The 26,833-nt window shown below is 54.1% G+C and carries 23 protein-coding genes; 7 read left to right on the top strand and 16 right to left on the bottom strand.

All coding sequences use genetic code 11. From position 1 onward, the window contains the following. Window positions 1–17: 17 nt before the first annotated feature. From QML71_RS06990 to QML71_RS06925, 14 genes are all read right to left on the bottom strand, one after another. The gene (locus tag QML71_RS06990) at window positions 18–359 is read right to left on the bottom strand and encodes a hypothetical protein (RefSeq protein WP_282011203.1); all 342 of its coding nucleotides are present in this window, start codon (window positions 357–359) and stop codon (window positions 18–20) included. Window positions 360–439: 80 nt separating this feature from the next. Continuing rightward, the gene (locus tag QML71_RS06985) at window positions 440–1,081 is read right to left on the bottom strand and encodes a flagellar basal body-associated FliL family protein (protein WP_282011202.1); all 642 of its coding nucleotides are present in this window, start codon (window positions 1,079–1,081) and stop codon (window positions 440–442) included. Window positions 1,082–1,085: 4 nt separating this feature from the next. Further along, window positions 1,086–1,694, bottom strand: a complete 609-nt coding sequence (gene coaE, locus QML71_RS06980; protein WP_282011201.1) for a dephospho-CoA kinase — start codon at window positions 1,692–1,694, stop codon at window positions 1,086–1,088. A 24-nt stretch (window positions 1,695–1,718) separates the two neighbouring features. Beyond that, window positions 1,719–2,579 carry an aminotransferase class IV gene (locus QML71_RS06975; RefSeq protein ID WP_282011200.1) on the bottom strand — a complete coding sequence of 287 codons (861 nt, stop codon included), beginning with the start codon at window positions 2,577–2,579 and terminating at the stop codon, window positions 1,719–1,721. A gap of 26 nt (window positions 2,580–2,605) precedes the next feature. Continuing rightward, on the bottom strand, window positions 2,606–3,301 hold the full coding sequence (locus tag QML71_RS06970) for a CvpA family protein (protein WP_282011199.1): 696 nt from the start codon (window positions 3,299–3,301) through the stop codon (window positions 2,606–2,608). 24 nt (window positions 3,302–3,325) lie between these two features. Continuing rightward, window positions 3,326–5,752, bottom strand: a complete 2,427-nt coding sequence (locus QML71_RS06965) for a lytic transglycosylase domain-containing protein (RefSeq protein ID WP_282011198.1) — start codon at window positions 5,750–5,752, stop codon at window positions 3,326–3,328. Between the two features lie 186 nt (window positions 5,753–5,938). Next, window positions 5,939–6,448: an NUDIX hydrolase gene (locus tag QML71_RS06960; RefSeq protein ID WP_282011197.1), complete on the bottom strand. Its 510-nt coding sequence runs from the start codon at window positions 6,446–6,448 to the stop codon at window positions 5,939–5,941. A gap of 40 nt (window positions 6,449–6,488) precedes the next feature. After that, window positions 6,489–7,706 carry an HPr family phosphocarrier protein gene (locus QML71_RS06955; protein WP_282011196.1) on the bottom strand — a complete coding sequence of 406 codons (1,218 nt, stop codon included), beginning with the start codon at window positions 7,704–7,706 and terminating at the stop codon, window positions 6,489–6,491. A gap of 154 nt (window positions 7,707–7,860) precedes the next feature. After that, window positions 7,861–8,403, bottom strand: a complete 543-nt coding sequence (locus QML71_RS06950) for an HNH endonuclease (protein ID WP_282011195.1) — start codon at window positions 8,401–8,403, stop codon at window positions 7,861–7,863. 126 nt (window positions 8,404–8,529) lie between these two features. After that, window positions 8,530–9,948, bottom strand: a complete 1,419-nt coding sequence (locus QML71_RS06945; RefSeq protein ID WP_282011194.1) for an FAD-binding oxidoreductase — start codon at window positions 9,946–9,948, stop codon at window positions 8,530–8,532. A 38-nt stretch (window positions 9,949–9,986) separates the two neighbouring features. Further along, window positions 9,987–10,589: a VOC family protein gene (locus QML71_RS06940; protein ID WP_282011193.1), complete on the bottom strand. Its 603-nt coding sequence runs from the start codon at window positions 10,587–10,589 to the stop codon at window positions 9,987–9,989. Continuing rightward, the gene (locus QML71_RS06935) at window positions 10,590–10,763 is read right to left on the bottom strand and encodes a hypothetical protein (protein WP_282011192.1); all 174 of its coding nucleotides are present in this window, start codon (window positions 10,761–10,763) and stop codon (window positions 10,590–10,592) included. Between the two features lie 88 nt (window positions 10,764–10,851). After that, window positions 10,852–11,511 (bottom strand): precorrin-2 dehydrogenase/sirohydrochlorin ferrochelatase family protein, encoded by a 660-nt coding sequence (locus QML71_RS06930; RefSeq protein ID WP_282011191.1) that lies wholly within the window; start codon window positions 11,509–11,511, stop codon window positions 10,852–10,854. Further along, the gene (locus QML71_RS06925; RefSeq protein ID WP_282011190.1) at window positions 11,501–13,084 is read right to left on the bottom strand and encodes an SGNH/GDSL hydrolase family protein; all 1,584 of its coding nucleotides are present in this window, start codon (window positions 13,082–13,084) and stop codon (window positions 11,501–11,503) included. Before QML71_RS06925 ends, QML71_RS06930 begins: the two co-directional genes overlap by 11 nt. Window positions 13,085–13,604: 520 nt before the next feature. Here QML71_RS06925 and QML71_RS06920 point away from each other — a divergent pair. The 5 genes from QML71_RS06920 (at window position 13,605) to QML71_RS06900 (ending at window position 22,791) form a co-directional block, all read left to right on the top strand. After that, entirely contained in the window at window positions 13,605–14,906 is a 1,302-nt protein-coding gene (locus QML71_RS06920) for a TolC family protein (RefSeq protein WP_282011189.1), read from the top strand. A 3-nt stretch (window positions 14,907–14,909) separates the two neighbouring features. Continuing rightward, on the top strand, window positions 14,910–16,598 hold the full coding sequence (locus tag QML71_RS06915; protein WP_282011188.1) for an efflux RND transporter periplasmic adaptor subunit: 1,689 nt from the start codon (window positions 14,910–14,912) through the stop codon (window positions 16,596–16,598). Window positions 16,599–16,652: 54 nt separating this feature from the next. Continuing rightward, the gene (locus tag QML71_RS06910) at window positions 16,653–19,850 is read left to right on the top strand and encodes an efflux RND transporter permease subunit (protein WP_282011187.1); all 3,198 of its coding nucleotides are present in this window, start codon (window positions 16,653–16,655) and stop codon (window positions 19,848–19,850) included. Window positions 19,851–19,964: 114 nt separating this feature from the next. Beyond that, window positions 19,965–20,930, top strand: coding sequence for an AAA family ATPase (locus tag QML71_RS06905; RefSeq protein ID WP_282011186.1), 966 nt, complete (start codon window positions 19,965–19,967; stop codon window positions 20,928–20,930). 10 nt (window positions 20,931–20,940) lie between these two features. Continuing rightward, window positions 20,941–22,791 carry a hypothetical protein gene (locus QML71_RS06900; protein WP_282011185.1) on the top strand — a complete coding sequence of 617 codons (1,851 nt, stop codon included), beginning with the start codon at window positions 20,941–20,943 and terminating at the stop codon, window positions 22,789–22,791. On the opposite strand, the gene tenA is transcribed toward QML71_RS06900, so the two are convergent. Then, a complete protein-coding gene (tenA, locus tag QML71_RS06895; RefSeq protein WP_282011184.1) occupies window positions 22,779–23,447 on the bottom strand; it encodes a thiaminase II in 669 nt (222 codons plus the stop codon). The genes QML71_RS06900 and tenA overlap by 13 nt on opposite strands. 17 nt (window positions 23,448–23,464) lie before the next feature. Next, window positions 23,465–24,295, bottom strand: coding sequence for a bifunctional hydroxymethylpyrimidine kinase/phosphomethylpyrimidine kinase (gene thiD, locus QML71_RS06890; protein ID WP_282011183.1), 831 nt, complete (start codon window positions 24,293–24,295; stop codon window positions 23,465–23,467). A 245-nt stretch (window positions 24,296–24,540) separates the two neighbouring features. On the opposite strand from thiD, the gene murJ reads away from it, so the two are divergent. Continuing rightward, complete coding sequence (gene murJ / locus QML71_RS06885) at window positions 24,541–26,139, top strand: murein biosynthesis integral membrane protein MurJ (protein ID WP_282011182.1); 1,599 nt, start codon at window positions 24,541–24,543, stop codon at window positions 26,137–26,139. A gap of 71 nt (window positions 26,140–26,210) precedes the next feature. Then, complete coding sequence (gene thrH, locus QML71_RS06880; protein WP_282011181.1) at window positions 26,211–26,828, top strand: bifunctional phosphoserine phosphatase/homoserine phosphotransferase ThrH; 618 nt, start codon at window positions 26,211–26,213, stop codon at window positions 26,826–26,828. Window positions 26,829–26,833 lie beyond the last annotated feature (5 nt).

Raw genomic sequence — 26,833 nt, 5'->3', positions numbered from 1 at the left:
TGAGGGGTATCCATCGTTCAGACCACAATGTCCAGGTTGGCGCCATGTTGCGTTTCAGCCATGCCTCCGGACGCGGTGGGAGTGGAAGATGTTGCCTGCCCTTCCTCATCGGCAGTTTTCGCCTTTTTCTTGACGCGCACCCGGCGCCGATTTCCCCGACCATCCGGATTGGTGGGATCGGAGGGATGGGAACCTTCCGGATCCTGGACTTCCGTGCGTTTGGCTTCGTTCTGGCGCGCCTGTTCCTCTTCCGCCAATTGATCCAGTGCCAGGTGCAGGGCCTGTTGAACCTGCACTTTTTCCACGGCGGAACTCATTTGCAAAACGAGTTGTGTGTTGGCTGGAAAGCTGATCGGCATGACCTGAAATCCTTACATATAAAGCACTTTTCCTACTTCCAATATAACCTGCGGCCCCAGATTGTCAAGCTGGGCCGGGTTTATGAGACCGTGACCACAAATTCCGTGAACAGCACATTGGTGATGACGCCGGAACCCCGCACGAGGAAGGAGTTGGACATGGTGAGGATTTCCCGCTTCAGACGGACTTTGATCGGCTTTTTGGCATTTTCAAAATCTTCCAGCGTTTTGCGGGAAAGCTGCTGGTAAATGCCGGATCGGAGATTGGGCAGCGCCTTTTCCAGTTCCTGGTCCAGTTTGTTATTGCTGAGCAACAGACTGATCTGGACTTGCAGGAACTGGCCGGTTTCGGTCCCGTTTCGAGACGTGATGGGCAGGAAAAACGGTTTCAATGCATAAATATTCGGCTTTTCAAAAGGCAGGATTTCCTCTTCGGGGGCCTTGGTGGTCAAGTCCGCCTCGTCCAGCGATCCTCCCAGCGTGAACAGAAAAAAATACCCGGCCCAAAACACGAGGATCAATCCCGCGGTCATCGCCGTGTACTTGAAAACGGTTTCCCGGTTGGCGCTCAGCCAGAGAAATGCTTTGCGGAAAAACGTGGCCTGCTCGAACTCTTCCTGCTCCTTCCTGGCCTGCTCGGCAAGAAGGTGTTCGATGTCTTCCGCTTCTTCCGGTTCAACATCAAGGGATTTTTTTTCTTTGTCTTTATCGTCTGCGGCCATGAGCTTATTTGTTAAGGGCTTTCAGGTTTTCATAAACCTGCCGGACATGGTGTTCCAATTGTGCAAGATCCGAGTCGTTGCGGATGATGTAATCCGCGTAAGCCAGTTTGTCTTCCATTGGCATCTGGTTGTCGATCCGGCTCTCGATCTCCTCCTGACTCAAAAATCCTTTTTTCAGGCAGTTCTCGATCTGGATCGGCCGGTCACAGGCCACCACGATGACCTTATCTACTTTACGGTAATTTCCAGATTCAATTAACAGGGCGGCGTCGATAAAAACCAGAGCGCTGGGGTCGTTGCGCACGATATGGGCGAATTGCTTGGCCTCTTCGTCGAAAACACGGGGGTGCAGGATGGCTTCCAAAGCCTGCTTTTCCGCGGCGTCATGAAAAACCACATTCCCTAATTTTGCTCTGTTCAAGGTGCCGTCCGGATTCAGGATCTGCTCGCCAAAATGCTCCACGATCTCTCTCCAGGCGGGCTGGGCCGGCCTCACCAGGTCGCGGCAAAGTCTGTCGGCATCGATCACATAACCGCCGAGTTGATTCAGCAGTTGCGCCACGGTGGTTTTTCCAGAACCAATACCGCCTGTCAATCCAATCAGCATTGCCATGCTAGACTCCAAAAGAAAACACAATCATTTCATTATCCGTTGCAGGTAATCGTCGTACAAACGCGCCAGCTTGCGGGTGGTGGAACCTGGCTTGCCGTCACCAATGGGGCGGCTGTTCAACAGGGTGACCGGCATCACTTTTTTAACCGTTCCGGTGATGAAGGCCTCGTCCGCCTGCTCCAGCGCTTCGGGTGGCCACTGGCCTTCCTCTACCGGGAACCCATTTTCCCGGGCCAGACGAATGACCACGTCACGCGTGATGCCCGCCAGAATCCCGCAGTCCAGCGATGGCGTCAGGATGCGTTCTTCTTTCACAAAAAAGATATTGCTGGTGGTGCACTCGGTCAGGTATCCCAGCGCGTTCAGCATCAATGCGTCGGCGGCTCCCGACCGGCTGGCTTCCATTTTGGCAAGCATGTTGTTCAGGTAATTGCCGGTCTTGATGCCGGGATTCAATGATTCTTTGTGGTTGCGTTTGACGCTCACCAGCGCCAGGTGGATGCCTTTTTCATAATTTTCCTTAGGGTACAGCACCGCCTCTTTGACCAGAATCAGAACATTCGGCCGGGTGCAACTGACCGGATCCAGATCCAACTCGCCCACTCCGCGCGTGACCATGATGCGGATGTACGATTCCTGGTTGCCTGCCGACTTCAATGTGCTTTCAATTTCGTCTGCGAAGCGCGTGTCGGTGTACGGGATGGTCAGCTCCAGTTCTCTGGCGGATTGACGCAGGCGGCGCAGGTGTTCAGCCAGAAATACCGGTTTTCCTTCAATGGTGGACACCACTTCATACACGCTGTCGCCAAACAAAAAACCATGGTCCAAGACGGATATGAATGCGTCGTCACTGATCTGGCCGTTTAAATTGATTTGAGTTGTCATGCTTGTGCCTGGAAACCATCGTGTTGTTATGGGTTGTCGCTGTTCATTTTATCCAGCATGTCGTTGAGCTTTTCTTTATCTTCCTTGGTGAACACTTCCTGGATTTTCTCTTTCACATCGACCGCGTCGCGGGCTTGTTCTTTTCCATTCTCCAGGGTGTCTTCCATGTCCCGCCGCAACTGCTTGATTCCGTCCACGGTTTCCTGCATGGTACCGCGAAGGTCCGTTTGGTTCAGCTTATCAATGTACTCCTGCGGCAAATCGCTGTTATCCCCCAACACGTCCATCAACTCTTCCAGCTTGGGATAAAAGGTCGAGTCGTCGGTCACATTGTCGTAGGTTTGCGTAAAAAATTTCAGCGGAAACAGCAGGACGACGATAAGAAGAACTCCCTTGATGCCGCCGATGACTCCGCCCCAGATCCGGTCCACGCGTGAAATCGATTCCGATTTTGCCACGTACTTTTTGAGCGTTCGCCCGATTAAATAAACGGCCAGATACGTTCCGGTGAACAGCAGAAAGAATGCCAGAATGTGGGTGACGGTCGGACTGTCCATCGAATCCAGCAATGTGTCCGCCATTGCATCCTGAAAGTTCAAGGCCACAATGTATCCCAGAATGAGGCCCGCGAATGCAAACAACTCACGCACCATTCCCCGATAAGCCGAGTAACCGGCGCTGCCAAGAACGATCAGCAATACACCTAAATCAAAAAAAGTCATAGTCCAGTTTCCGCGTGAAGCGGATCAGCGGCGAATGGTTAACACCTGCTCCCAGGTGGAAAAGTCCTGCTGTTCATACAGTTTTTTATAGATGACGTAATTTCTCAAAACTTTTTTCACGTAATTCCGGGTTTCGTTGTAGGGGATGCTTTCAATGAATTCGATATCCTTGAGGGACGAGCGAATCTGAATCCACTGCCTCACCTTGCCCGGCCCTGCATTGTAGGCCGCGAGGGCAAAAACCGGATTGTCCCCGAACATCTCCAGCAAATGATTCAGGTATTTGACGCCCAGTTTGATATTCAATGCAGGACTCTTCAAATCGTCGGACCCCGGCGCCGGTTCGCCGAGCGAACGTGCCACGCGCTTTGCCGTCTGGGGAATCAACTGCATCAACCCCATTGCGTCTGCAGAGGAATGGGCATTGGGATTGAATGCGCTTTCCTGCCGCATCAGGGCCAATACCAGATAGGGATCGAGTTTATACGGTGCCGCCTCCGTTTTAGCCTTTTCCAGATAGGCGGCAGGAAAAAGAGTTTCGATCAAATTCAAGGGAACCGAATCGTGGTTGTTGCGCCGGGACAAGGTCCATGAAAGCGAAATCGACCTCTGATACCCGCCGGCATTCAGGAACAACTGAATCAGATGGTTCATGAACTCCGCAGATTCATGGCCATGCGTCACCTGTGACAGCTCATGCAGGCCTTTCTGTAAGAGCCCGATGGCGATCAGTTTTTCCGCGCGCTTGAGGTGCTTGCGTCCCATCTCCCCCAGGCCGGGCTGGCGTGCCTGACTGTCCGGAGGCGCGGGTTCTTTTTGCACAAAACTCAATGAATTCATATTCAGCTCTACACGTGCGAGCATGGAATAAAAACTCAACGGATGCAGTTCGACCAGCTTGCGCAGTTCCATGTCGCGCTCATCCATTTTGTTCAGCGCCGCTTTGGTTTGCGCCAACCAGTAATGGGATGCGGCCACAAAACTGTATGCGTTCAACAGATCGTTTTCGTATTCAGCCGATTTGGGATCGAATTGGTCGAGGATCGATTGAAATTCCTGTTCCGCCAATTCAAGATTGCCCCGCAAACGATGAATCCAGGGGATTTTGAATTCCGCCGAACGCACATAATCGCCGTAATTGTATTGATCCAGCAACCGCCGATAGTGCTCCAGAGCACGCTCGTGGTCACCGAGATCTTCGTGGATGCGCCCGAGAAAGTACAAGGCCATGTGACAGGACTCCACCTCGAGGGGATGCTCTTCCAGTATCATGGCATAGGCCCGTGCAGCCTGTTCCGAGTATTGATTGCGCCACAACAAAAATCCGAGGCGCCGCAATTCCATCGGCGGGTACAGGTGAAGAATCCGGTCGATCGCCTCGTCCCAGCCATTTCCCGCCTGCACGAAACTGTAAATCTTCTGATTCGTTTTGGAGATGACGCCGCGCGCTTCCAGCAAGCCGGGAACCTCGGTCAATACCCTGAGTGCGGCATCAAAAACCCGTGCGAAATCGTTTTCACCGGCGGCGGCATAAAATTCCTGAACATGGGCATTGCCATAATCCGAATCCGTAAATTTGCGGGCAGTCAGCTTGCGCGGCGTTTCCCGATTCAACATCGACGGGTTGAGGTGCCGGTCCAGCGCTTCCACCGGCAGTTTTTGCTTCACCATATCCTGACGCCGGGTGTCCAGAAAATTCCGGGCCGCACTCACAACCTTTGGGTCTGCATTCTGGTCGAGCAGGAACGTATAGATGTCGAGCGCTTCCTCCAGGTTGGACTCCACCTCGTAGGTTCGAGCCAACGCCAGGTGGACCTCTACCTGATGCGTTTCGTTGCCGGCAAATTCACGCATCAGCGCTTTCCGGTAATATTGCCAGGCTGTGCGGTATTCCTTCGTATCGAAATAGATGTCGCCGATCTGCTTTTCCGTTTCGGCCAGCAGGCGCGGCAATTCATTCTGATAGGGGCTGGCCGGATACGCACGGTGCAGGTCGAGGTATAGCTGCGAGGCCTTTTCCAGATTGCTGACTGCGGCCACAGTGTTCCCGGAAGCGGAACTCTGCTTCGCCATCAAGATCCGGGCTTGCGCCTCGAACACCATTCGATAATCCTGCAAGATAAAATTTCCACGGATTTTAGAGCTTAAAAAATCCAGCGAGCGTTCGGGCTCTTCCTTGATCAAGTACAGGTAACCCATGATGAGATAAAGCAGGTTGCGCTCGTCCAGCCTTGTGAGCTGCGGCTCCGCCTGCACGAGTTGCGGCAGTACGGCATCGATGTCACCGGTTTCCAACCGTTCCAGATCCGGGATGGTTTTCTTAAAAAGGAAATGGATGGAAAAGGGTTCCGCACTCTTAAAGATATCGAGTTGACGCGCAACGGCATCGGATGGGATTTCCCAGCCGGAAAAAGCAATGCAAAGCAGCAAGATGCAAATGGGTTTGTTCATGAATCGCAGATCATTTCAGGAGTGCTGTTTCGAGCCGGGTGCCTGCGCAAAAGCGCGACCATACGGACAATGGTTTCAGGAATGGAGAGGGCCGATCCGATTGACATGGGGACGAGGCCGCGGATTCCATATCCTCATATTATCCGCAGAATCCCATATAAACTCAAGTATTTTCAATAGGTTAGATCAGAGCTGGTGTTTTTTCAGGTACTCGGCAAACAGCAGGCGGAAACTGGAGGTGAAGGCTTCGTGTCTCGTGTTCAGGGCGTGCTGGATGCTTTCCACGGGCCAGAAACGGCCTTCGTCGATTTCATCCGGGTTGATGCGGATGGGGTTTTGGGTGGTGCAGGTGTAGCATTCGACGTGTTCCCAAAAGGTTTCGGGGCAGGCTTTCACACGCGTGAAGGGCGTCAACGTTTCCCGGATTCCCAATTCTTCTTCCAGCTCGCGATGGGCGGTGACCCAGTAATCGTCACCGGCGCTCACATGACCGGCCGCGGAGGTGTCCCAGTATCCGGGGTTTTCGTCCTTGTTCATCGATCGCTTTTGGAGAAACAGTTCGCCTGCGTCGTTGAAAACCAGAATGTGCACGGATCGGTGAAGGAGGCCTTGCGCATGCACTTCGCGGCGCGTGGCCTGCCCGACCACCTGGTCGTGCACGTCCACCACATCAAATAATTCGGAACCGTCGTCCATCACGGCCTCAAGGAGAAAAGGATAAACGCGATGCCCTCTATCAGGGAGAGGTCTTGTGGAGATCCCGCAGATAACTCAACGTGTCGGGAATGTTCTGTTCTTCACAATAGTTATGCTGGGAAAGAATGCGGATGTCATCGAGAACGCGTTGATCGCCTTCAAAGATCACCGAATGGTAGCCCTTGTCGGCGATAGCGCCCCCGGCCTGGAGCAGGCTCATGACAGACCGGGCATTGTATTTTTCTCCATCGACGATCAAAAACACATCGGTATCATGTTTGCGCACGATCAGCGAAATGTACGTGGAAGGCCGGGCATGGAATCCCAGGGGCTCTGGAATAGCTAATTCGTAGCGAACCGTCTTCACAAAACTTTTGAGAATCTCGCGGCTCAACTTGTGCCCTTCCCGGATATAAAACAGGCAGCGCTCAAACACATAATTGACGATGTGACTGAGCAGTTCGGTTTTATCCACCAGGATAGAAATCTTGCGTTTGCATTCACTGTGCCGGATTTCATCCTCGTGCCGCTCGAAGAAATGACACAACCAGACGGCGATTTCCAGCAAATGCAACGGCAGGGAAATGTATCCCCGGAAATCCTTCAGGTTTTTGTGGCGCTGCTCCATGGATGTGTTCTTGATGTACGTGTCGAACTCGGACTGAATGCTGTGTACGAGGTTCATCAGGTAGCGTGCCTTCTTTTCATCCAGCACATGGGGGATCAATGCGCGCAGCCCTTCCGGATCCCGGGTCGGCTTCAGATCCATCTCGTCGATGACTTGGGCAACGTTCCCCATTTTTTCGAAAAGTTCGATGACCCGGTCCTCGGATTCCTTGACCAGGTCGTCCACAACATCCTTGGGCAACTGCTTGTTGACCTCAATTTCCAGAAACTGATCGGGATCAATGGCCTCGCTGGTGATCTTCATGCCATTGGCTTCCGCCGTTCTGATAGCCTCTTTATACAAATTAACGATCGACCGATTCAGAAAATTTAAAAACTCCCGGCCGCTGGAAAAAAAGTAGTCGCGCTCCTCTTCAGTATCGTGAAGCCGGTAATAGGGATAACGGTCCATGAGGTGCTTGGTGTAAAAACCGGAAATGACCAGATTGCGGATGCTCGCAATGTATTCCGTAAAAGCGGACCACGTCCGGTTTTCCCGGGCGCCGTATTCATCCAGGAAGCTTTCAAGAAAGTCGGATTGCTGAATCAGGTTCGAATAGCATTTGCGGGTTGGTTCGGTTTCCTCAAGCAAAACCTGGTATGCGTTGAACGTTCTGAAAAAGGTTATGCTGATTTCCTGTACAAGAAGAAGGAATTCATCCTCGGATATGATTTGGTTGAGGGATTTAGGTTCCACGTTTCGGGTCATCCAGAGTAAAAGAAGCCGCAGTAATTTTTCGGCGTGTTCAGTTAAAGGAAGGACCTCGCACCACCGTGTGTGGGAGATACTTTTTCCAGCTTGCGATGTGGGAGGGCGGCCCCTCGGGAATGAGAAAGGAATGAAAATTGAATTCGGGTCGGGTCGGCTTTTTGACCAACTTCATGTTCGCTTCGGCAGCGGTGCGATTGCCTTTTTTCAAATTACACGGTTTGCACGCAACCACGACGTTGGTCCAGGAGGTCTTGCCCCCGCGTGATTTGGGCATGATATGGTCCACAGTCAAAAGATGCTCCCGCTCCCCGCAATACTGGCAGGTGTAATTGTCGCGGCGCAGAATATTCTTCTTGCTGAAAGCGACTTGCTTGCGACGATTGCGGTTCACAATTTTCAATACCCGAATCACGGTGGGAAGCGGGAAAGAAAGCGAAGGCGAGCGGATCACGTAGCCATCGCTCTCAATTTCTTCGGCACGCCCGCTTAAAACCATGAGGAGGCCACGTTTGGCACAACAGAACTGCAGCGGTTCATACGTGTAGTTGAGCACCAGAATTTTCAGGGAGTCGAGCATAGTTAACCTTCACCGTAATCAGGATACAGGTCCCCACTCAAGCAAACATTTGAAAAGTGTACCTTTTAGCCTATTCGCCGTCAACCCGATTTGGGCGACGCGGTGGCGGGCCCGGTTGCCTGCCCTTCACAATAAATTCCCCTGCCCCAGAAGTCCTTTGGGGTCCAGCCGATCTTTAAGTGTTTGCAATTTGGCAATCGTTTGTTTTCCAACCATTTTGTGATAATAGTTTTTCTTCAACTTGCCGATTCCGTGTTCTGCGGAAACCGTCCCTCCCCACGCCAGTATCTGATCGACCAGCCGGTCATAAACGGCCTTCGCTGTGCCCGACTGATCCTTGTCAGGCAGCAGGTTGATGTGAAGATGATTGTCGCCAATATGTCCGAACATCGCGTAATCCACGCCGCCCTCTTCCAGAGTTTTACGGTAAAACCGCATCATCTCCTGAAAATGCGCATCGTCCACCGCCATGTCCGTTCCCATTTTAACCCGACCCATGCGACTGTTTTCTTCATTTAGGAGAAGCGGCACCTGATGCCGGAATAGATGGAATTTTTCCACGTCCTTCGGCCCCTGCGCAAACCAGGAGTCGTCCAAAAGCACCTCATTCGATTCCAGATATTCGTACCACGCTTCCAGCACCGGCTCGTAACCTTCTTCATGCAGGACATCCTGCTCGAAGAACAGTGCCGCCTGCGCCGCATTGGGAACGTTTTTGAATTTTTCCTTGAGACGCATCAGCGAATGACGGTCGAAATATTCCAGCGAGCATGGATCGATATTGACCGAGCGGTCGCGGCGGATGTTTTCCACCAAGTCCCAGCATTTCTCCTCGCTGGCCATGAACAGGATGCCGCTCAGGAAGTCGTACGGTGTTTCTCTCAATTGCAAACGCACTTCCGTAATCAGACACAACGTGCCGTCGGACCCAACAAACAAATCAATCCAGTCCATGCCGGGCTGGTAATAATACCCGGCGGCGTTTTTACACTGCGGACTGCGGTAGTCGATTGATGGCAGTTCGATGGTGGACCCGTCATCCAGTTCAAGCGGCCGGTCGATGGAATGGCTCCGCCGGACGCGTGCGCCGCGTCCATCGGCAAGCAGGATGTCCAGTTCCAGAACATAATCCCGGGTGACGCCGAACTTGTAACTGCGCGATCCGGAAGCATTGGTCGCCAGCGTGCCGCCGATCGATGCCAGCGTCTCCGTGGGATTCGGCGGATAAAACCAGCCGGTTCCTTTCAGGTGCGCGTCCAGGTCTTCCAGGGTGATCGCCGGCTCCACGCAGAGGGTTCCGTCCTCCACTTCGCCGATGCGCTTCAACCGTTCCATGGAAATGATGATACCCGTGCGGGGTACGCGGGATGCGGTCAGTCCCGTTCCGGCTCCGGAAACAGTGATGGGCTGATCGTTGGTTTTTAAAAATTCGCGGAGTTCTTCCGCCGACTCGGGAATCACCACCTCCGATGCCGCACCGGGCGGACTGTTGGAAGCGTCCTTAAGGTAAGGAGCGATGGCCTGTGGATCTGTTTTCCGTCGCATAATTCAAGTGGCAGAAAAAGGTTGGCACGACGTTGGGGTCAACGGCGGGTGGATTCCATGAGGCTGTCGGCCTGCGGTGGTAAAAAACCCGCATAGCCGTTGTGACGTTCAATCAATTCGAGGACGGTATAACTTTCTCCGTTTCGTATTTCCGGCGTGGTAAAAACCTGGCGCAGGTCGGAATCGTCGCCTCCAACAATATCGCCCGCCATCTGAAATCCATCCCGTTCCATGGCAAAAATAGCCGATTCAATATCTTCCACAAGGATGGCGATATGATGAAAGCATTCGTCGCCATGCATATCGACCCATTGCGGTATCAAACTGGCCTCACCGCGTTTGTCATCGTAAGCCTGATCGATGAAAAAAGCCGGATAACCCTGCTTGCGGTACACTTTGGCCCACCAACTATCAAATTCCAGGACCCCGATTCGGGTGTCCTCGACAAAACCGAAGTCAATAATGGGACGCGCCCGGCGTTCCACGTTGTGCGTGCGCAACGTCACATGATCGAGAACCGGCATCAGGCCGATGCCGCAATCATTGAGCTTGTTGACGAGATGCTGCCCCGCACGGTTGCCTTGCAGAAACCGTTCGAGGTAATCATCCAGAAATTGATCCAGCTTGCTCACCGCCCTCATTCATTCCTCCTGCTTGGAAGAGTCGGATGATTTTTCACCAGCAGTCCGTTTCGCCGCGTCGTCCTCTTCCGACTGCCCCGGATACTTATGGATGAACCGTGCATAACGCACCATCAAGACCAGCATGGCTAAAACGATACCAACAACGACGACAATGAACACCGAATTACTCAATGTGACTCTCCCCTGGCTGACAGATTGCTCTCCTTTAACATTACTATTTTAACAAAAGTCCGGTTTGACTGCTCACTGGAATCGGCAATTATTTACTCAATTTCTTTAACTGCTGGCAGGCAAAGTACTCGGCTTCCTGTAAATTCCCTCTCTCCAGAAAGCTTTGAATTTCCGGATTGACCATGATGTCTTGTAGGAATTTTTTACGTTCTGCAATGTCCTTAAGCTGTTCCTTCGCCAGTTCTCGCATGCGTGCCTGCAACCGAACCTGAAGCAGATCGATGCGCGTGATGTTCTGCCGTAAAATCGGCTCCAATCGTTGCCGGAATGTTCGGGCCATGAGCGGGCTTTTACCATTGGTGGAAATAGCCACTTGCACGTTGGCGTCCAAAGCGATTACCGAAGGGTGGCTGAAATCGCTCACCTCCGGATCGTCCACGGCATACACATAACAGCCCAATTTCAACCCGGCCATGACCAGCGTGCGGTTGAGGTCCCGGGAATCCGTGATCGCCATGACCAGAATCAGGTTTTCATAATCCTTAAGAAAATCTCCGTTCTGCACAATCATGGTCGTGCACGTCAGTTTTTTTTCCCGCTCCCATTGATGAATCGAGTCGGAAATGCGATCGGCCACCACAGCGACCTGGCAATGTTGATGCAGCAAAAGTTCTACTTTGCCGGTGGCTTCCCGTCCACCTCCCACCACCACGACCTGCTTGCCCTTGAGGTTCAAATCAATCAACATCGATCGAGGATTCCTTTCCGGATGCGCTCAAACAGTTATTGATGAGAGCTTGTTCTTCTTCTGCCTTGCCGATCTTTTGCAATACGGAGATGCCTTTCCTGCACTGATAAAATGGGAAATCAAGGTAAAGACGGCCAATGGTGTATTGCGCGTTCAGGTATTGCGACTGATTGAAACCGGTCTGCAGGATGTACTCGCGGGCGGGTTTCAGGCGTTCCCATTTCCAGTGGGACGCAGGTGCTATGAGTTCCCGTTCGGCCAGAAAACGGGCCATGCCGTCGGCCATTACCATATGGCCGTTTATATTAGGATGCACATGTTCCAGAAAAAGATCCTCACCGGGCATCCCATCGGACGCGATTTTTTCCATTTGCGACACCATATTCAGCACCGGAACCTGCGCTTCCCGTCCAACCTGTTCGACGACCTCATTGAGGCGCAGGCAGGCCCGTAGATGCAAGCGGTCGTACTCCCGGGCCAGCAGGTAGTGGGATCGTGCCTTCTCCATTTGTTGCAGATGATCATAAGCCCGTCCCAATCCGAAATGCGCCTCCGCCTGCCGGGCATCGCCTGCAATCACCTGTTCAAAATATTCTACGGCTTGTTCGTAATCCTTTTGTTCGAGAGCCGCCTTTCCCTGCTGCAAAAGACCGGTCAATCGCTGCCGCGCTGCCGCGGACAATGATTCGGAAAATACCGAGCGGACCGGGGGAAAGCTGCGTACATTGGAGACCAGGGTGGACAGGACCACCTGAATGCCGCGTTGCCGGGCCTGCCGCACCAGCTCGGTGAGATTCGCCTTATAATTGCGCTCTGCCTCCTCGTGGGTCGCATCATCCCAGCCAAGGCGCTCCTTCGACAACATGGCCCGGAACAAATTCACCTGGCTGTTGCGGGAGGCATCGCCGCGGTCGCGGGAACGCAGCCAAAGGGCCATGCGTTCCATGGCCAGATAAGTCCGGGATTGGAACAGGAAGGTGGCCAGCCGGATCACCTTCCGGTTTTGCCCGTAATTGATGGCGGAATTGGCCCCGAAATGTCCGATGAATTCATTGTGACCGCTGTAAACCACGATGAGATCGGGTTCGTAATCCATCAACTGCGATGTCAAATCCAGCACGCCGAAACTGCTCAAGGCGTCGTATCCGGCATTGATCACTTCCACCCGCTGCGCCGGCAGCACATCCCGGAGCATGGCCTGCAACAATCCCGAATAACTGATCCGGCGGTCGGTGTAGGGAAACCCGCGCGTGGTGGAGGCGCCCACCATGAATACGCGGAACACACCCGACTGCTTCGTGCGGGAAAACGCCGTGTCCTCAAACCAGGGCCGGTCGGTGAACAGGCGGCTCAGATTGACAGGCAAGTGCTGGAAATAATGGATGGCAACGTATTGGGAATTGAGGGAGACCTTGCCTTCATCCTGCGGCCGGCTGCCGGAAACGACAAACTCATACTGTTCGCCAAAACCACCCAGGCGCAATCCCGCTTCCAACAAAAGAAGGCAAACCAGACTCACGCCGATGGCCAGCCCTAACTTTAAAAGAAAGGATTTGCGGAGTCGAGACCACATAGAACTCATTACCTGAATCCACCCAATGAATGAAGGGGACCGAAGACAACCGTCCGGGGCCGTACTACTTTGATGAGATAGATCCTATCTTGACAACTCAACCCGACAGGACTAAGTTTAAGTGGAAAGGATTTCGCCTGTCATGGTTTATTTTTGTGAAAAAAATCGCATTCTACTGGCCTTGGTCGCCGGCATTTTCTTGTGGTGCCAGGCATCCCAGGCAATTGCGATGATGCCGCATCAGATCAAGATGATGGATTGCAGTAAAACCATGATGTGTGGAGTCTGTTCGGTCGCTCTCCATTCGGGTGCGCCCGATCTGAGCCCGCCCCCTCCGGAAATCCGGGCATTCGCTGAACCGCAGTACACCACCCCAGAACCACATCCCCTGTCTCTTTACCATCCTCCTCGGTAGCACGCTGAAACTCCCCATCGCATAGCATCACCATCAACGCCCAAACAGGCTTATTTTAAATGCGGAGGCAAGTGCGTTGCCGCGCTTTCCTCTAAGGAGGAGTTCATGTGCAGGATATGGTTTGCATTGTTTCTTCTGTATTGGTTTCCAACACCGGCTCTGGCAGAAGCGGAAAACGAACATCACCGGATATTCAAAGCCACCTTGAACAGTTTCATCCAGGAAGCCGTCCAAAACAACCCGGAACTGGCGGAAGCGCGGCAAAAAATCAACGTCCTGAAAGAGATTCCGCCGCAGCGTGAATCCCTGGACGACCCGATGCTGGAGCTGGGTCTGTGGAATCTCCCCGTCGATACGTTTTCCTTTCGCCAGGAAGCGATGACTCAAAAGCAGATCGAGGTCTCACAGGCGTTTCCGTTTCCCGGAAAACTGGGATTGCGTTCTCAGGACGCCTTGCACGACGTGCGCATCGCCGAGCAGACGCTGCGCGATCTGGAGTTGGAAGTAGTCAAAAAAGTGAAGACGTCTTTTTATGAGTTGTGCTTCATCCGGGCTTCGCTGGACACCACCCATCAGAACAAGATTTTACTTGAACAGTTCGTCACCATTGCCGAAACCAAATACGCCGTCGGCAAAGGCATCCAACAGGATGTCCTCCAGGCTCAACTCGAGTTGTCAAAGATTTTGGATCGGATCATCGAGCTGCAACAACTCAAAGAACAGGAAACGGCGCGGCTGAACACCTTGATGGACCGGCTGCCTCAGGCGCCGCTTAACATTCCCCATGGACTGCCGCAAACACCGTTCAGCTTCAAAACCGATGAACTGCAAACCATAGCCGAACAGAATCGCCCTGCCCTGAAAGCCGTTCAGGAAGCGATAGAAAAAATGAAAATCCGCAAGCAGCTGGCGGAAAAAGAATACTACCCCGATTTCAAGGTCGGTTTCCGGTACGGACAGAGGCAGGATTCGGCCTTTCAGGATCATCCCGACTTCGTATCTGGATTTGTCGGGGTCAATATCCCTATCTGGCAGGAAACGAAGCAGGACCGCAAAGTGGCCGAAGAAAACTACCGCATTTCCGTATTTAAGGAAACGTATCGCAAAATCCGCAGTCAGATTTTCATGGAAATCAAAATATTGCTGGATAAAGAGAAGAAAAACCGGGAACTCATCCAACTGGTCAAAACCGGAATCATCCCTCAGGCCAAGCAATCCCTGGAGTCGGCCCTGTCTGCATACAGCGTTGACAAGATTGATTTTCTAACACTGATCGACAACCAGGTGACACTCCTGAACTGGGAAATCAAATACCACCGCGAATTGACCCATTATGAACAGAACCTTGCTGCATTGGAAAGCATGGTCGGCAAAAGCCTGTTTGACCCGGAGAACCCCCTACGGTGACCTATGATGGAAGACGATAAGAACAAAGAAAACCTGGAGAACGAGAACAATACTCCGGAAACTCCTGAGGGTTCCACTCTTCGTCGAGATTCTTCTTCTGAAGAGGAACAGAAAGTCCTGTTCCCTGAAAAGAAAGAGTCTGAAAGTGAGAAGAAGACTGCCTCGCCAACGCCCGGATTCCGCTGGCCAAACCTGATGACTCTGATTGTGCTGTTGGTCGGATTTTATGTTATCGGTTTTCTGACCAATCCGGAGCAGCTTCAGAATACGTCACAGACCCTGAAGGATATCGCCTATTTTTCGAAGGAACGTCTGCAGCCTGTTAAAGAAAAAATAGTCGCGTACATAGAAGATCAGATGGAACGCCCGGACGGAACCCAGGAAGCCCGCCGATCGGAGGGGTCGGGAACCACGGTGCAGGGCCAGCCCATGCCCCAAATGACAAACGAAATGAAAGGGCGAAAAATTAAATACTGGCAGGCACCGATGAACCCCGATTACAAACGAGACAAGCCCGGTAAAAGCCCCATGGGCATGGCTCTCATTCCGGTTTATGAAAACGAAGCCGATGATTCCGGGGAAATAAATATCAATCCCACGGTCGTGCAAAATATCGGGGTCAAGACCGCAAAGGTTCAACGTCGCAAATTGACCCATCAGATTCGAACCACCGGCATCATCACCTACGACGAACGCAAGATTCATCATGTCCATACTAAATATGGCGGTTGGATTGAAAAACTCTACGTGGACTTTAAGGGGCAGTTCGTCAAAAAAGGCGACATCGTCATGGATATATACAGTCCGAAACTGGTCTCTACCCAGGAGGAGTTTCTCCTCGCTTTGAAGTACAAGGAGTCGCTCGAAAACAGCCCCATTCCGGAAATCCGCCGTGGCGCCGAAACCCTTCTTAAAACCACTCGCCGGCGGCTGGAACTGTTCGATGTGCCCAACCACCAGATTGAAGAACTGAAAAAAGATCGTCTGATAAAAAAAGCCATGCACATCCATTCACACACCAGCGGCTTCGTGATTAAAAAAAATGTGGATCACGGCGAATACATTGAGGCCACGAAACCGCTGTACATGATCGCGGATTTATCCAACATCTGGGTCATGGCCGATATTTACGAACACGAGCTTCCATGGGTGAAGATCGGACAAAAGGCTGAAATGAATCTTTCTTACTTCCCCGGAAAGACCTTTAAAGGAGAAGTCACGTACATCGATCCGTACCTCGATCCCAAAAGCCGAACCTTGAAAGTACGCATGGAATTTAAAAATCCAGATGGAGCGCTCAAACCAGACATGTACGCCAACGTTTTTTTGAAATCCACCGTGGCTAAAAACGGCGTGGCCGTACCGGAGCAGGCGATCATTCGATCCGGAGAAAACGATTTGGTTGTCGTCCAAACCGGCGCTGGACAATTCGAATCCCGAAAAATCGTTTTGGGTGCTCAGGCCGAAGACTATTATCAGGTGCTCGAGGGGCTCCGCCCTGGAGAGACCGTCGTCACGTCTTCCAGTTTCCTCATCGATTCCGAGAGCAGGCTGACGGAAGCACTAAATAAATTCAATGCCTCCAGAGATGGGACAAAGAAGAAAAATGAGATGAAAATGGAAAGCGATAATAAAGGACAACAACCCGGAAAACTGGAGTTGCAACTGGATGAAAAAAGCACAGACCAATAATATTAAGACTGGAATGCAATCGCACGCAGTCTCGTTCGAAAACAGGAAGCTCTCATGCTGAAACGGATTATTGGCGCCTCTCTGAAAAACCGGTTTCTGGTTTTGCTCGGTGCTCTGGCAGTGTTTGGCTGGGGCGTTTACTCCATGAAAACCATAAACCTGGATGCTATTCCGGACTTGAGTGATGTTCAGGTCATCGTGTTTACTGAATTTCCCGGACAGGCGCCACAAACCGTCGAAGACCAGATCACCTACCCTCTCACCACCACCATGTTGTCCGTTCCTTTCGCCAAAGTGGTACGCGGTTACTCCTATTTCGGTCTGTCATTCGTGTACATCATTTTCGAAGATGGCACGGATCTGTACTGGGCACGCAGCCGGGTTCTGGAGCAACTGAATTTCGTATCTAAAAAATTACCACAAGGCATCACACCGTCTCTGGGACCCGATGCCACAGGCGTCGGCTGGGTGTATCAATACGCCTTGGTCGATCGCACAGGCCAGCACGATCTTTCGGAGTTGCGTTCCATTCAGGACTGGTTCCTGCGTTACGAATTGCAAACCGTACCGGGCGTATCCGAAGTGGCCAGTATTGGCGGCTACGTCAAGCAGTATCAGGTCGAAGTCGATCCCAACAAGCTGAAGGCGTACAACATCCCGTTGACCAAAATCAAAAATGCCATCCAGCGCAGCAACAACGATGTGGGCGGTCGTCTGCTTGAAATGTCGGAAACCGAGTACATGGTGCGCGGCCTGGGCTACATTAAAAATATTGAGGATATCGAACATATTCCATTGGGGGTTGATGCCAAGGGAACGCCGATTCTGGTCCGTGACGTTGGCCGTGTGACCCTGGGGCCAGATCTACGCCGGGGATTGGCCGAGTTGAACGGAGAGGGAGAAACCGTTGGCGGAATCATTGTTCAGCGCTTCGGGGAAAATGCTTTGGGGGTGATCCACCGCGTCAAGCACAAGCTCGATCAACTGAAAAAGGGACTGCCCGACGGGGTCGAAATCATCGAAGTGTACGATCGTTCCAAACTCATCCAACGGGCCATCGCCAACCTGAAAGAGAAACTGATTGAGGAAAGCGCTGCTGTTGCCCTGATCAGCATTTTCTTTTTACTGCATCTACGATCGTCTCTGGTCGCCATCATCACCATCCCCATGGGCATTCTGATGGCCTTCATCGTGATGAAGTATCAGGGCCTGAACGCCAACATCATGTCGCTGGGCGGTATCGCCATCGCCATCGGCGCCATGATCGACGGCGCCATCGTCATGATCGAAAACGCGCACAAGCATCTGGAACGGGATCGCGGCAAGAAAGACCACTGGCAGATCATCTACGAAGCCGCCTCGGAAGTGGGCCCTGCCCTGTTCTACAGCCTTCTCATCATCACCGTTTCATTTTTGCCCGTGTTCACTTTGGAAGCTCAGGAAGGCCGTTTGTTTTCTCCGCTCGCGTTCACCAAAACCTATTCCATGGCAGCGGCGGCCATCCTCGCCGTCACGCTGGTCCCGGTCATTATGGGATATTTTATTCGCGGCTACATTCTCCCGGAAAAGAAAAATCCCATCACCTGGTTATTGACGAATCTCTTTCGCCCTGTTCTCTGGCTGGCCCTGCGCATGAAAACGGTGGTCATCCTTGCCGCGCTTCTCATTGTACTGGTCACCCTGATTCCTTTAAAGAAACTGGGCTCGGAGTTCATGCCTCCTCTCAACGAAGGCGATATCCTCTACATGCCCACCACGCTGCCGGGCATCTCCATCACCAAGGCCAAACAACTCTTGCAGCAGACCGACAAAATCATCAAACAATTTCCGGAAGTCAAAAATGTTTTTGGGAAAATAGGGCGAGCGGAAACCGCAACCGATCCCGCACCCTTGAGCATGATCGAGACCACCATCACCCTCAAACCGAAAGCCGCCTGGCGGCCGGGCGTCACCACAAAATCCCTGATCGATGAAATGGACGCTGCACTGCAGTTCCCCGGCCTTACCAATACATGGACCATGCCCATCAAAACCCGCATTGACATGCTGTCCACTGGAATCAAGACGCCTGTCGGCATCAAGATATCCGGAGATAACCTGAAAACGCTTCAGAAACTGGGGCAGCAAGTGGAATCCATGGCCCGCAACATCCCGGGAACCGCAAGCGTTTATGCGGAACGCGTGATCGGCGGCAATTATTTTGATTTTGTCATCGACCGCAAACAGGCGGCGCGTTATGGCCTGACTGTGGGCGATGTACAGGATGTCATTCAAACTGCCATCGGCGGCATGAACATCACCAACACCATTGAAGGTTTGGAGCGCTACCCGGTCAATCTCCGCTACAGCCGGGAATTGCGCGACAACATCAGCCAACTGCAACGTGTGCTGATCCCCACTCCGCGCGGCGAGCACATCCCCATGGCACAGGTGGCTCAGATAGAAATCAAGAAAGGTCCGCCTGTCATTAAAACTGAGAATGCGCGGTTGAATGCATGGATCTATGTTGACATCAAGGATATCGACGTTGGCACCTATGTCGAGCGCGCCAAACAAATCATCGGTGAACAGGTTGACTTGCCGGCTGGTTACAATCTGATGTGGAGCGGCCAGTACGAATACATGGAACGCGCCAAAAAACGTTTGCAACTGATTGTTCCGGTAACCCTGCTCATGATTTTTGTATTGCTCTACCTCAACTTTCGCAACGTCACCGAAAGTCTCGTGGTCATGCTGTCCCTGCCCTTTGCCCTGGTCGGCGGCATCTGGTATCTGTATTCTCTCAACTACGAATTGAGCGTGGCCGTGGCGGTCGGCTTCATTGCATTGGCAGGTGTGGCGGCGGAGATTGGCGTGCTCGTTCTGGTTTACATCGATCAGGCTTACAAGCAACGCCAGCGTGAGGGCGCAATCAAATCCAAAACAGACATCCGCGACGCCGTGTTGGAAGGAACGTCGGAACGCATACGCCCCATTATCATGACGGTTGTCTCCACCGTAGGCGGACTGCTCCCAATCATGATCGGCTCGGGGACCGGTTCCGATGTGATGAAACGCATCGCCGCGCCTATGGTGGGCGGCATGATTTCCGCCACAATTCTGACCCTGATCGTCGTGCCCACTCTTTATAACCTGATTCTGGAAATCCGATTCAAACTATACAAACCCCCTATCCCGGAGAGTTCCAATAATGAGGAAGGGGCCCGCAAAGATGCAGATCGCGTTGGGCTCAACCCTCCCCAGTCACATTAATTGCGACATCCTTCTGAACAAAGGCTCCGGGAAGCCCTCAGTACCCATGCGTTTGCTTGACACCTCCCCGCAGCAAACGTATTCTTGAATCAAATTGCATTTCAAACGAGGCTTATGAAAGACGACGTCAAAACATCCAACCGCAAGCACGAGACGGCCTCCATCGGTGGCATCACTTTAAACTTGAGTTCGCCGGACGACAGCGAGGTGATGTGGATCGGGCAGGGAGAAATCCTGCGCCAGATTCTCGCCTGCTGGATGGTGATCGCCGAAAAGGACATGCCCTTGTCGCCGCGCATCATCGGCATGCCGGGTATCGGTAAAACCACGCTGTGCATGGTCGCCGCGCATCAGCGCAATCAGCCTCTGTATATCTTTCAGTGCACCAGCGACACGCGCCCGGAAGATTTGCTGGTCACCCCGGTGCTGGCGGAAAACGGACGCATTTCCTACCATGCCTCGCCCCTCGTCACCGCCATGATCCACGGCGGCATCTGCATTCTCGATGAAGGCAACCGCATGAATGAGAAAAGCTGGGCGTCGCTGGCACCGCTGCTCGATCACCGCCGTTACGTGGAATCCATCATCGCCGGCATTCAGATCAAGGCGCACCCGGACTTCCGCGCCTGCGTGACCATGAACAACGACGAATCCACCTTCGAAATTCCCGATTACATCCTGTCCCGGTTGCAACCGACACTGCAATTGCAGATGCCATCGCAGGAAGACGAAATGGCGATCCTGAAATACCATCTCCCTTTCGCCGAGGACGACTTGCTCAACATGACGGTGCAGTTTCTCCAAAGGTCGCACCAGATGGATCTCGACTTTTCACCGCGCGACGGCATCCACATCCTGCAATATGCGCTCAAGCGCTTGAAGCAGGACACCGACCATCCGCTCTCCAAAGACGCCATCTGGAGCGAAGCCGTGGAGAAAGTGTTGGGCGAGGACGCCTTGAACCTGGAAGAACTGGCGGAACGAAAGCGCCGGGCTCTGGGGGCCGACCGGCTGCCCATGGGATTGGGCGACTTCTTTTTCGGCGATGACAACCCACTGCACCCCGACATGGATCGTTGAAGGTTTTGTCATGACAACTTCGAGTCCCGCAACGCCCGACGTGTTTGCGCTGAGCGACCGCATCCAGGTCCTGCCCGTGGTGCATGGCAGCGGCGATTTCACCCGCGAGGTGCGGCAGCGCCTGCTGGCTTCCGGTTGCGACTGCCTCGCCGTGTGCCTGCCACCGGAGTTTGAATCGACCGTCCAGCGCGGCCTGCAACAGCTTCCGACCATCACCATCAGTTGCATGGAAGAGGAGGACGGCACCGTCAGCTACGTGCCCATCGATCCGTCGCAGCCGGTCATCATGGCATTGCGCATCGCCCGGCAGGAAAACATTCCCTGCGAGTTCATCGATCTCAGTCTTTCTCATTATGAGCCGCGCCAGATGGAGTTCCCGGACACCCTGGCACTGCAACAGGTGTCGATGGAAAAGTTCGCGGTCAGCATGCTGCCCTTCCTGCCGAAACCGGAGGTGGACAGCCAGATGGACAAACGCTGCCGCTGGATGGCGCATCAATTGCATCGGCTTCAGATCGACCGTTCGAAAATCGTGTTCGTCTGTTCGGTGCTCGACTGGCCGTGGATCAAGCAAGCCTTCGACGAACGCGCACCCTATCCCCAACCGGAGACGCCGCCGGAATCGCCCACCCTTTACAGCGTGCATCCGGACACCCTGTTTTTCGCGCTAGCCGAGTTTCCCTACATCACCTATTTGTACGAACAACGGCGGGAGGCCATGCGCTCGGACAAGAACGTCGCCATCGACGGTGTGAAAGAAATCCTGCTCCGGGCGCGCGAGAAATTCCTGCAAAAATACAAGGTGCGTTACCACAACCTGACGCAGCAGAGTTTTCAGATTTTTTTGCAGTACGTGCGCAACCTGACATTGATGGAACACCGGTTCACCCCCGATCTTTACACCCTCGCGGTGGCGGCCAAGCAGATTGGTGGCGACCCCTTTGCCATCGCGCTGGTGGACGCGGCGCGGGAATATCCATTTCAGCAGGAGGGCGGTGACCCTCTCGATTCCGTGGCGCTGGGCATCGACCAGGCCACGTTTGGCGAGGACGAACCGGTGACCATGAAGAACCGGCTCTCGGAGACGGCGCTGCAATGGCGCACGCTGAACCTGAAACCGGAACCGGATATCGTCAAAAAAGAAGAATACAAATACCGGTGGGATCCCTACGGCCAGTGTTCGTGGCCGCCGGAAGACGAGAAGATCGAAAACCTCAATTCACACATCCGCGAACAGACCCGGCACCTCTTGGCGCACGATCTGGCCCGCACGGAAAAGTTCACCACCTCGGTCAAGGACGGCATCGATCTGCGCGATACCCTGCGCAACTGGCACACGGGCGACATCTACGTCAAAGAAATTCCGGCGTCGCGGGGCAACGTGGAAGTGGTGGTGTTCCTGTTCGAAATGGAGCCGGAACCGGACCGTTATTCATGGCGGCAAACCTGGTACGCGGAACACGAAAACGAATCGACTCTGTGTTTTTTCGCCACCAATTACATGGACAACCTGATCGGCCCCGGCATCGGTGAGGCCACCTACGGCGGCTGCATGTTGATCTATCCGCCACGCCCGATCTCCAACGTGTGGGAAGACCCGCGTCTGGCGCTGGGCGAAACGCTGGAAGAAAAATTATTGGAGGCGGCCTTCTTTCATTCCAAGGAACGTCACGTCACCGTGGTGGCACCCGGCGCGCCGCCCGCCTCGTGGCGCCGGCTGGCCCGGCACTACAACCGGCGCATCCTTCACATCCCGCTCAAGCGCCTGTCCTCACAAACCATCGAACGCGTGCGCCGTTTCCATGTGCTGAACGGCAAGCACATCCGTTCCTACGCCACGCGCTTCATTCAGGAACTTTGAGGTGATTCCGGACTCCACGTCCGCAGGCGGTAAGCACTGTCCCAGAACATCCATTCCAGTTGCGTCGATTTGATGAACGCCTCCTGCATCTCCAAGCGGGTCGCCGCACTCACTCCGTCCGCCACGCGGTCGGTGAGATCGATGGCCTGATCCACCACGGCGCTGAACTCCGGGCTGGAGTACATATCGATCCACTTCTGATACGTGTTGCCGGGCTTTGCATGCTTGTGAATATGCAAACCGACTTCGCGGTAAATCCAGAAACAGGGCAAAAGCGCGGCGATGCCCACCTCGTAACTGTCGTGGCTGGCGGTGGAGAGCAAAAACTTCGTGTAGGTGAAACAGCCGGGCTCGCGTTCCGCATCCAGTTGGATCTCGAAAAAATCGAAGTAGAACTGGTGCAGCGAACGTTCCGCCACGATAGCGCCTTTGGCAAAATCCAAAAGCAGCACGATGTCGTCCGGCGTCGGCGCTTTCGATGCGGCGATAGCCAGCGCCCGCGCGAAGTCTTCCAGGTACAGCGAGTCCTGTTTCATGTAGAACTGAAACCGCTCTTTCGCCAGCGTGCCCTCTCCCAGCTCTTTGTTGAAGGGATGATCCAGGATGTCCTGGTAGATGCCGGTGATGGAAGACCAGGCGTCTTGGGTGAATGACATGGAGTCTCCTTAAAAAATCAACGTTGCGGCCACAACTGAAAGAAATGGGCGACCGGTCCCTTGCCGTGTCCCAACCGATACAATGCGCCGCTCTCCAGCGCCCCGGAGATGTAATCCTTCGCATGACGCACGGCATCGGATACCGATTCCGAGCGGGCCAGGTACGCCGCCATCGCCGAGGAAAACGTGCAGCCGGTGCCATGCACATTATGCGTGTCCACATACGCGTGGTTCAACCACTGCACGCTGCCCGCATCATCGTTATGAAAAAAACAATCGTCGCCACCCACCGTCACCGGCGGACCGCCCTTGATGACCACCGCCTGCGGACCCAGCGCCGCCAGTTGGCGCGCCGCATCCTCCATGGCTTCCGCCGAATCGATGTTCATTTCCAGCAAGGCTTCGGCTTCTTTGAAATTGGGCGTCAGGAGGGTCGCCAGCGGCAGGAGTTCCGACTTCAACGCCGCCACCGCTTCATCCTGGATCAAGCGATCGCCGCTCTTGGCGAACATGACCGGATCGAGCACCACACGCTGCACGTCGAAGCGGCGCAGACCTTTAGCCACGGCGCGGATGGTTTCCGGGTTGTGCAGCATGCCGATTTTCACCGCATCGGCGCCGATGTCGCCCAACACCGCGTCCAGCTGCGCCGTCACGAAATCGGCGGGCACATCGTGGATGCCGCTGACGCCCTGCGTGTTCTGCGCCGTGAGCGCAGTGATCACAGACATGCCGTAACAACCGAGCGCCGAAAACGTTTTGAGGTCCGCCTGAATGCCCGCGCCGCCACCGCTGTCCGATCCGGCGATAGTGAGTGCGCGCAGGTACTGGGAAGAAACGGGTTTCATGCTGTCCGATGGTTGCAGTAACAAAACTGAGTTTTGCGAATTTTCATTGTCCGTAAAAACCTTGAGTGCCGCGGCAGAGCGGCCCTCATTGTCACTGAAAAAAGCCGCGGGCGCAATCCATTTATAACTTGAGTTTGTCTCATAAATATTTGATAATAAAACCCTTAATGGGCCTTTGGGGAGCGTTTCGAGGTGCTTGCAAAACGCTCCGTCCCTTTCCCACACGATCTCGAACCTCCCTGCGCATGGATAAAAACGAAACAATCAGTCGGGCCGCAGGCACGGTGGGCACCATGACCCTGGCTTCGCGGCTGTTCGGGTTCGTGCGCGATGTGGTCATCGGCATGACCTTCGGTGCGTCGGCGGCGGCGGATGCGTTCTTCGTCGCCTTTCGCATCCCCAACATCCAGCGCCGCATCCTGGGCGAAGGCGCGGTGAGCGCCGCCATGATTCCGGTTTACGGCGAGTACGTCAACACCCGCAGCAAGGAAGACACCCAGCGCTTCGCCTCCAATCTGTTCAACATCCAGACCGTGGTGCTGGTGCTGGTCACCCTCGGCATCGTTTTGCTCGCGCCGCTGATCATCACCGTGTTCGCGCCGGGCTTCCTCGATGAGCCGGGCAAGTTCGAACTCACCGTGTCGCTCACGCGCTGGATGGGTCCGTTCCTGATCTTCATCGGCTTGAGCGCGTATTGCATGGGCCTGCTGAACACACACGGCAATTTCGCCCTGCCGGCGGCGGCGCCGGTCATTTTGAACATCGGCATGATCGCCGGCGCCCTGTTCATTTCGCCGTTTCTGGAAGAGCCAATCATGGGACTGGCGATCGGCGTGCTGCTGGGTGCGTTGTTGCAGTTGCTGGTGCAGTTGCCGCAAACGTTCCGGCAGGGTCTGAAGCTGTCGGCGGTCCTCGACTGGAAAGATCCCGGCATCCTGAAAATCGCAAAACTACTCGGGCCCGCCATCATCGCCTTCGGCGTCTATGAAGTGAGTCTGCTGATCGAAACCCTGCTTGCGTCGCTGCTGCCCGGGGGTTCCATTTCATACCTCTATTACGCCAACCGGCTGGTGCAACTGCCGCTGGGCGTGTTCGGCGTGGCGCTGGGCATCGCCATCCTGCCGACCTTGACCGCGCAGGCGGCCAAAGAGCAGTACACCGAATTGCGCGGCACGCTGAACTTCGGCATCCGCTGGATTCTGTTCATCACCATCCCGGCGACCGTGGGACTGGCGGTGCTCAGTTTTCCCATCATCCAGACGTTGTGGGAACGCGGCGAGTTCGTGCGCTCCACCACCGAGGGCACGCAGTTCGCCCTGATTTTTTATTCGCTCGGCCTGTGCGCTTTCTGCGGCATGAAAGTGCTGGTGTCCGCCTTCTATTCGTTGCAGGACACGAAGACGCCGATGCGCATCGGCGTTTACACCATGATCCTGAACGTGGGGCTGGCCGTAGCGCTGATGGGACCCTTGCAACATGGCGGGCTGGCGCTGGCCACCTCGCTGTCCTCCATCGCCAACGCGGCGGTCCTCGTGTACCTGCTGAAGCAACGGCTGGGCCGTTTGGGCGGACGCAAGATCGTCGCCTCCATTTGCCGCTTCACCTTCGCTGCGGCGCTCATGGGAACGGTCGTTTACTTTATCAACAGTTGGCTGTTTCTGCCCACCGACAGCCTGATCGTGCGCCTGACCGTGTTGCTGGCGGAAGTGTTTCTGGGAGCCACGGTCTATGCAGGCATCGCAGCCCTGATGAAGATGGAGGAATGGCGGTTCCTGGTCAAGTTGCTCAAGGACCGCAAAGCCCGGAAAGCTCTCCCCGAAACCCTGCCGGAAGACCTGCCCTGACAGCTTGTCCTTGTATTGGCCGATTCTTTGCCTATAATGTGGCCTCCATAAAACCATGAAAGGAGTTTGCAATGCTGGCCTGCCTCGATTTGGAAGGCGTGCTGATCCCGGAAATCTGGATTGCGTTTGCCGAAAAAACCGGCATCGAAAAACTGCGCCTCACCACCCGCGACATTCCCGATTACGATGAGCTGATGCAGGGACGCCTGAAAATTCTCGACGAGCACAATCTGAAGCTCAACGACATTCAAAACGTGATCGGCACCTTGAAACCGCTGGAGGGAGCGCGGGAGTTTCTCGACTGGTTGAAGTCGGAGTTTCAGGTGATCATCCTGTCCGACACGTTCTATCAGTTCGCCGGACCGTTGATGGCACAGTTGGAGTACCCCACTCTGTTCTGTCACGAACTGGTGGTGGAAGAGGACGGGCGCATCGCCGACTACCGCCTGCGTCAGGCCGATGGCAAATCGAAAGCCGTGGCCGCGCTGAAAAGCCTCAACTTCAAAGTCATCGCGTCGGGCGACTCGTACAACGACACCGGCATGCTGAAGGAAGCGCATGCGGGGATTTTCTTCAAGCCGCCGGAGTCCATCACCCACGAGTTTCCGCAGTTCCCGGTGACGCACACCTTCGACGCCTTGAAGCGTGAGTTCATGGAAACCCGCGACCGCCTGAACGAACACTGCTGACGCGA

Source organism: Nitrospina watsonii, from assembly GCF_946900835.1.
GTDB classification, from domain to species: Bacteria; Nitrospinota; Nitrospinia; order Nitrospinales; family Nitrospinaceae; genus Nitrospina; species Nitrospina watsonii.
Note: the sequence above shows the minus strand (reverse complement) of the source record. Positions and strands in the feature narration are given on the sequence as shown.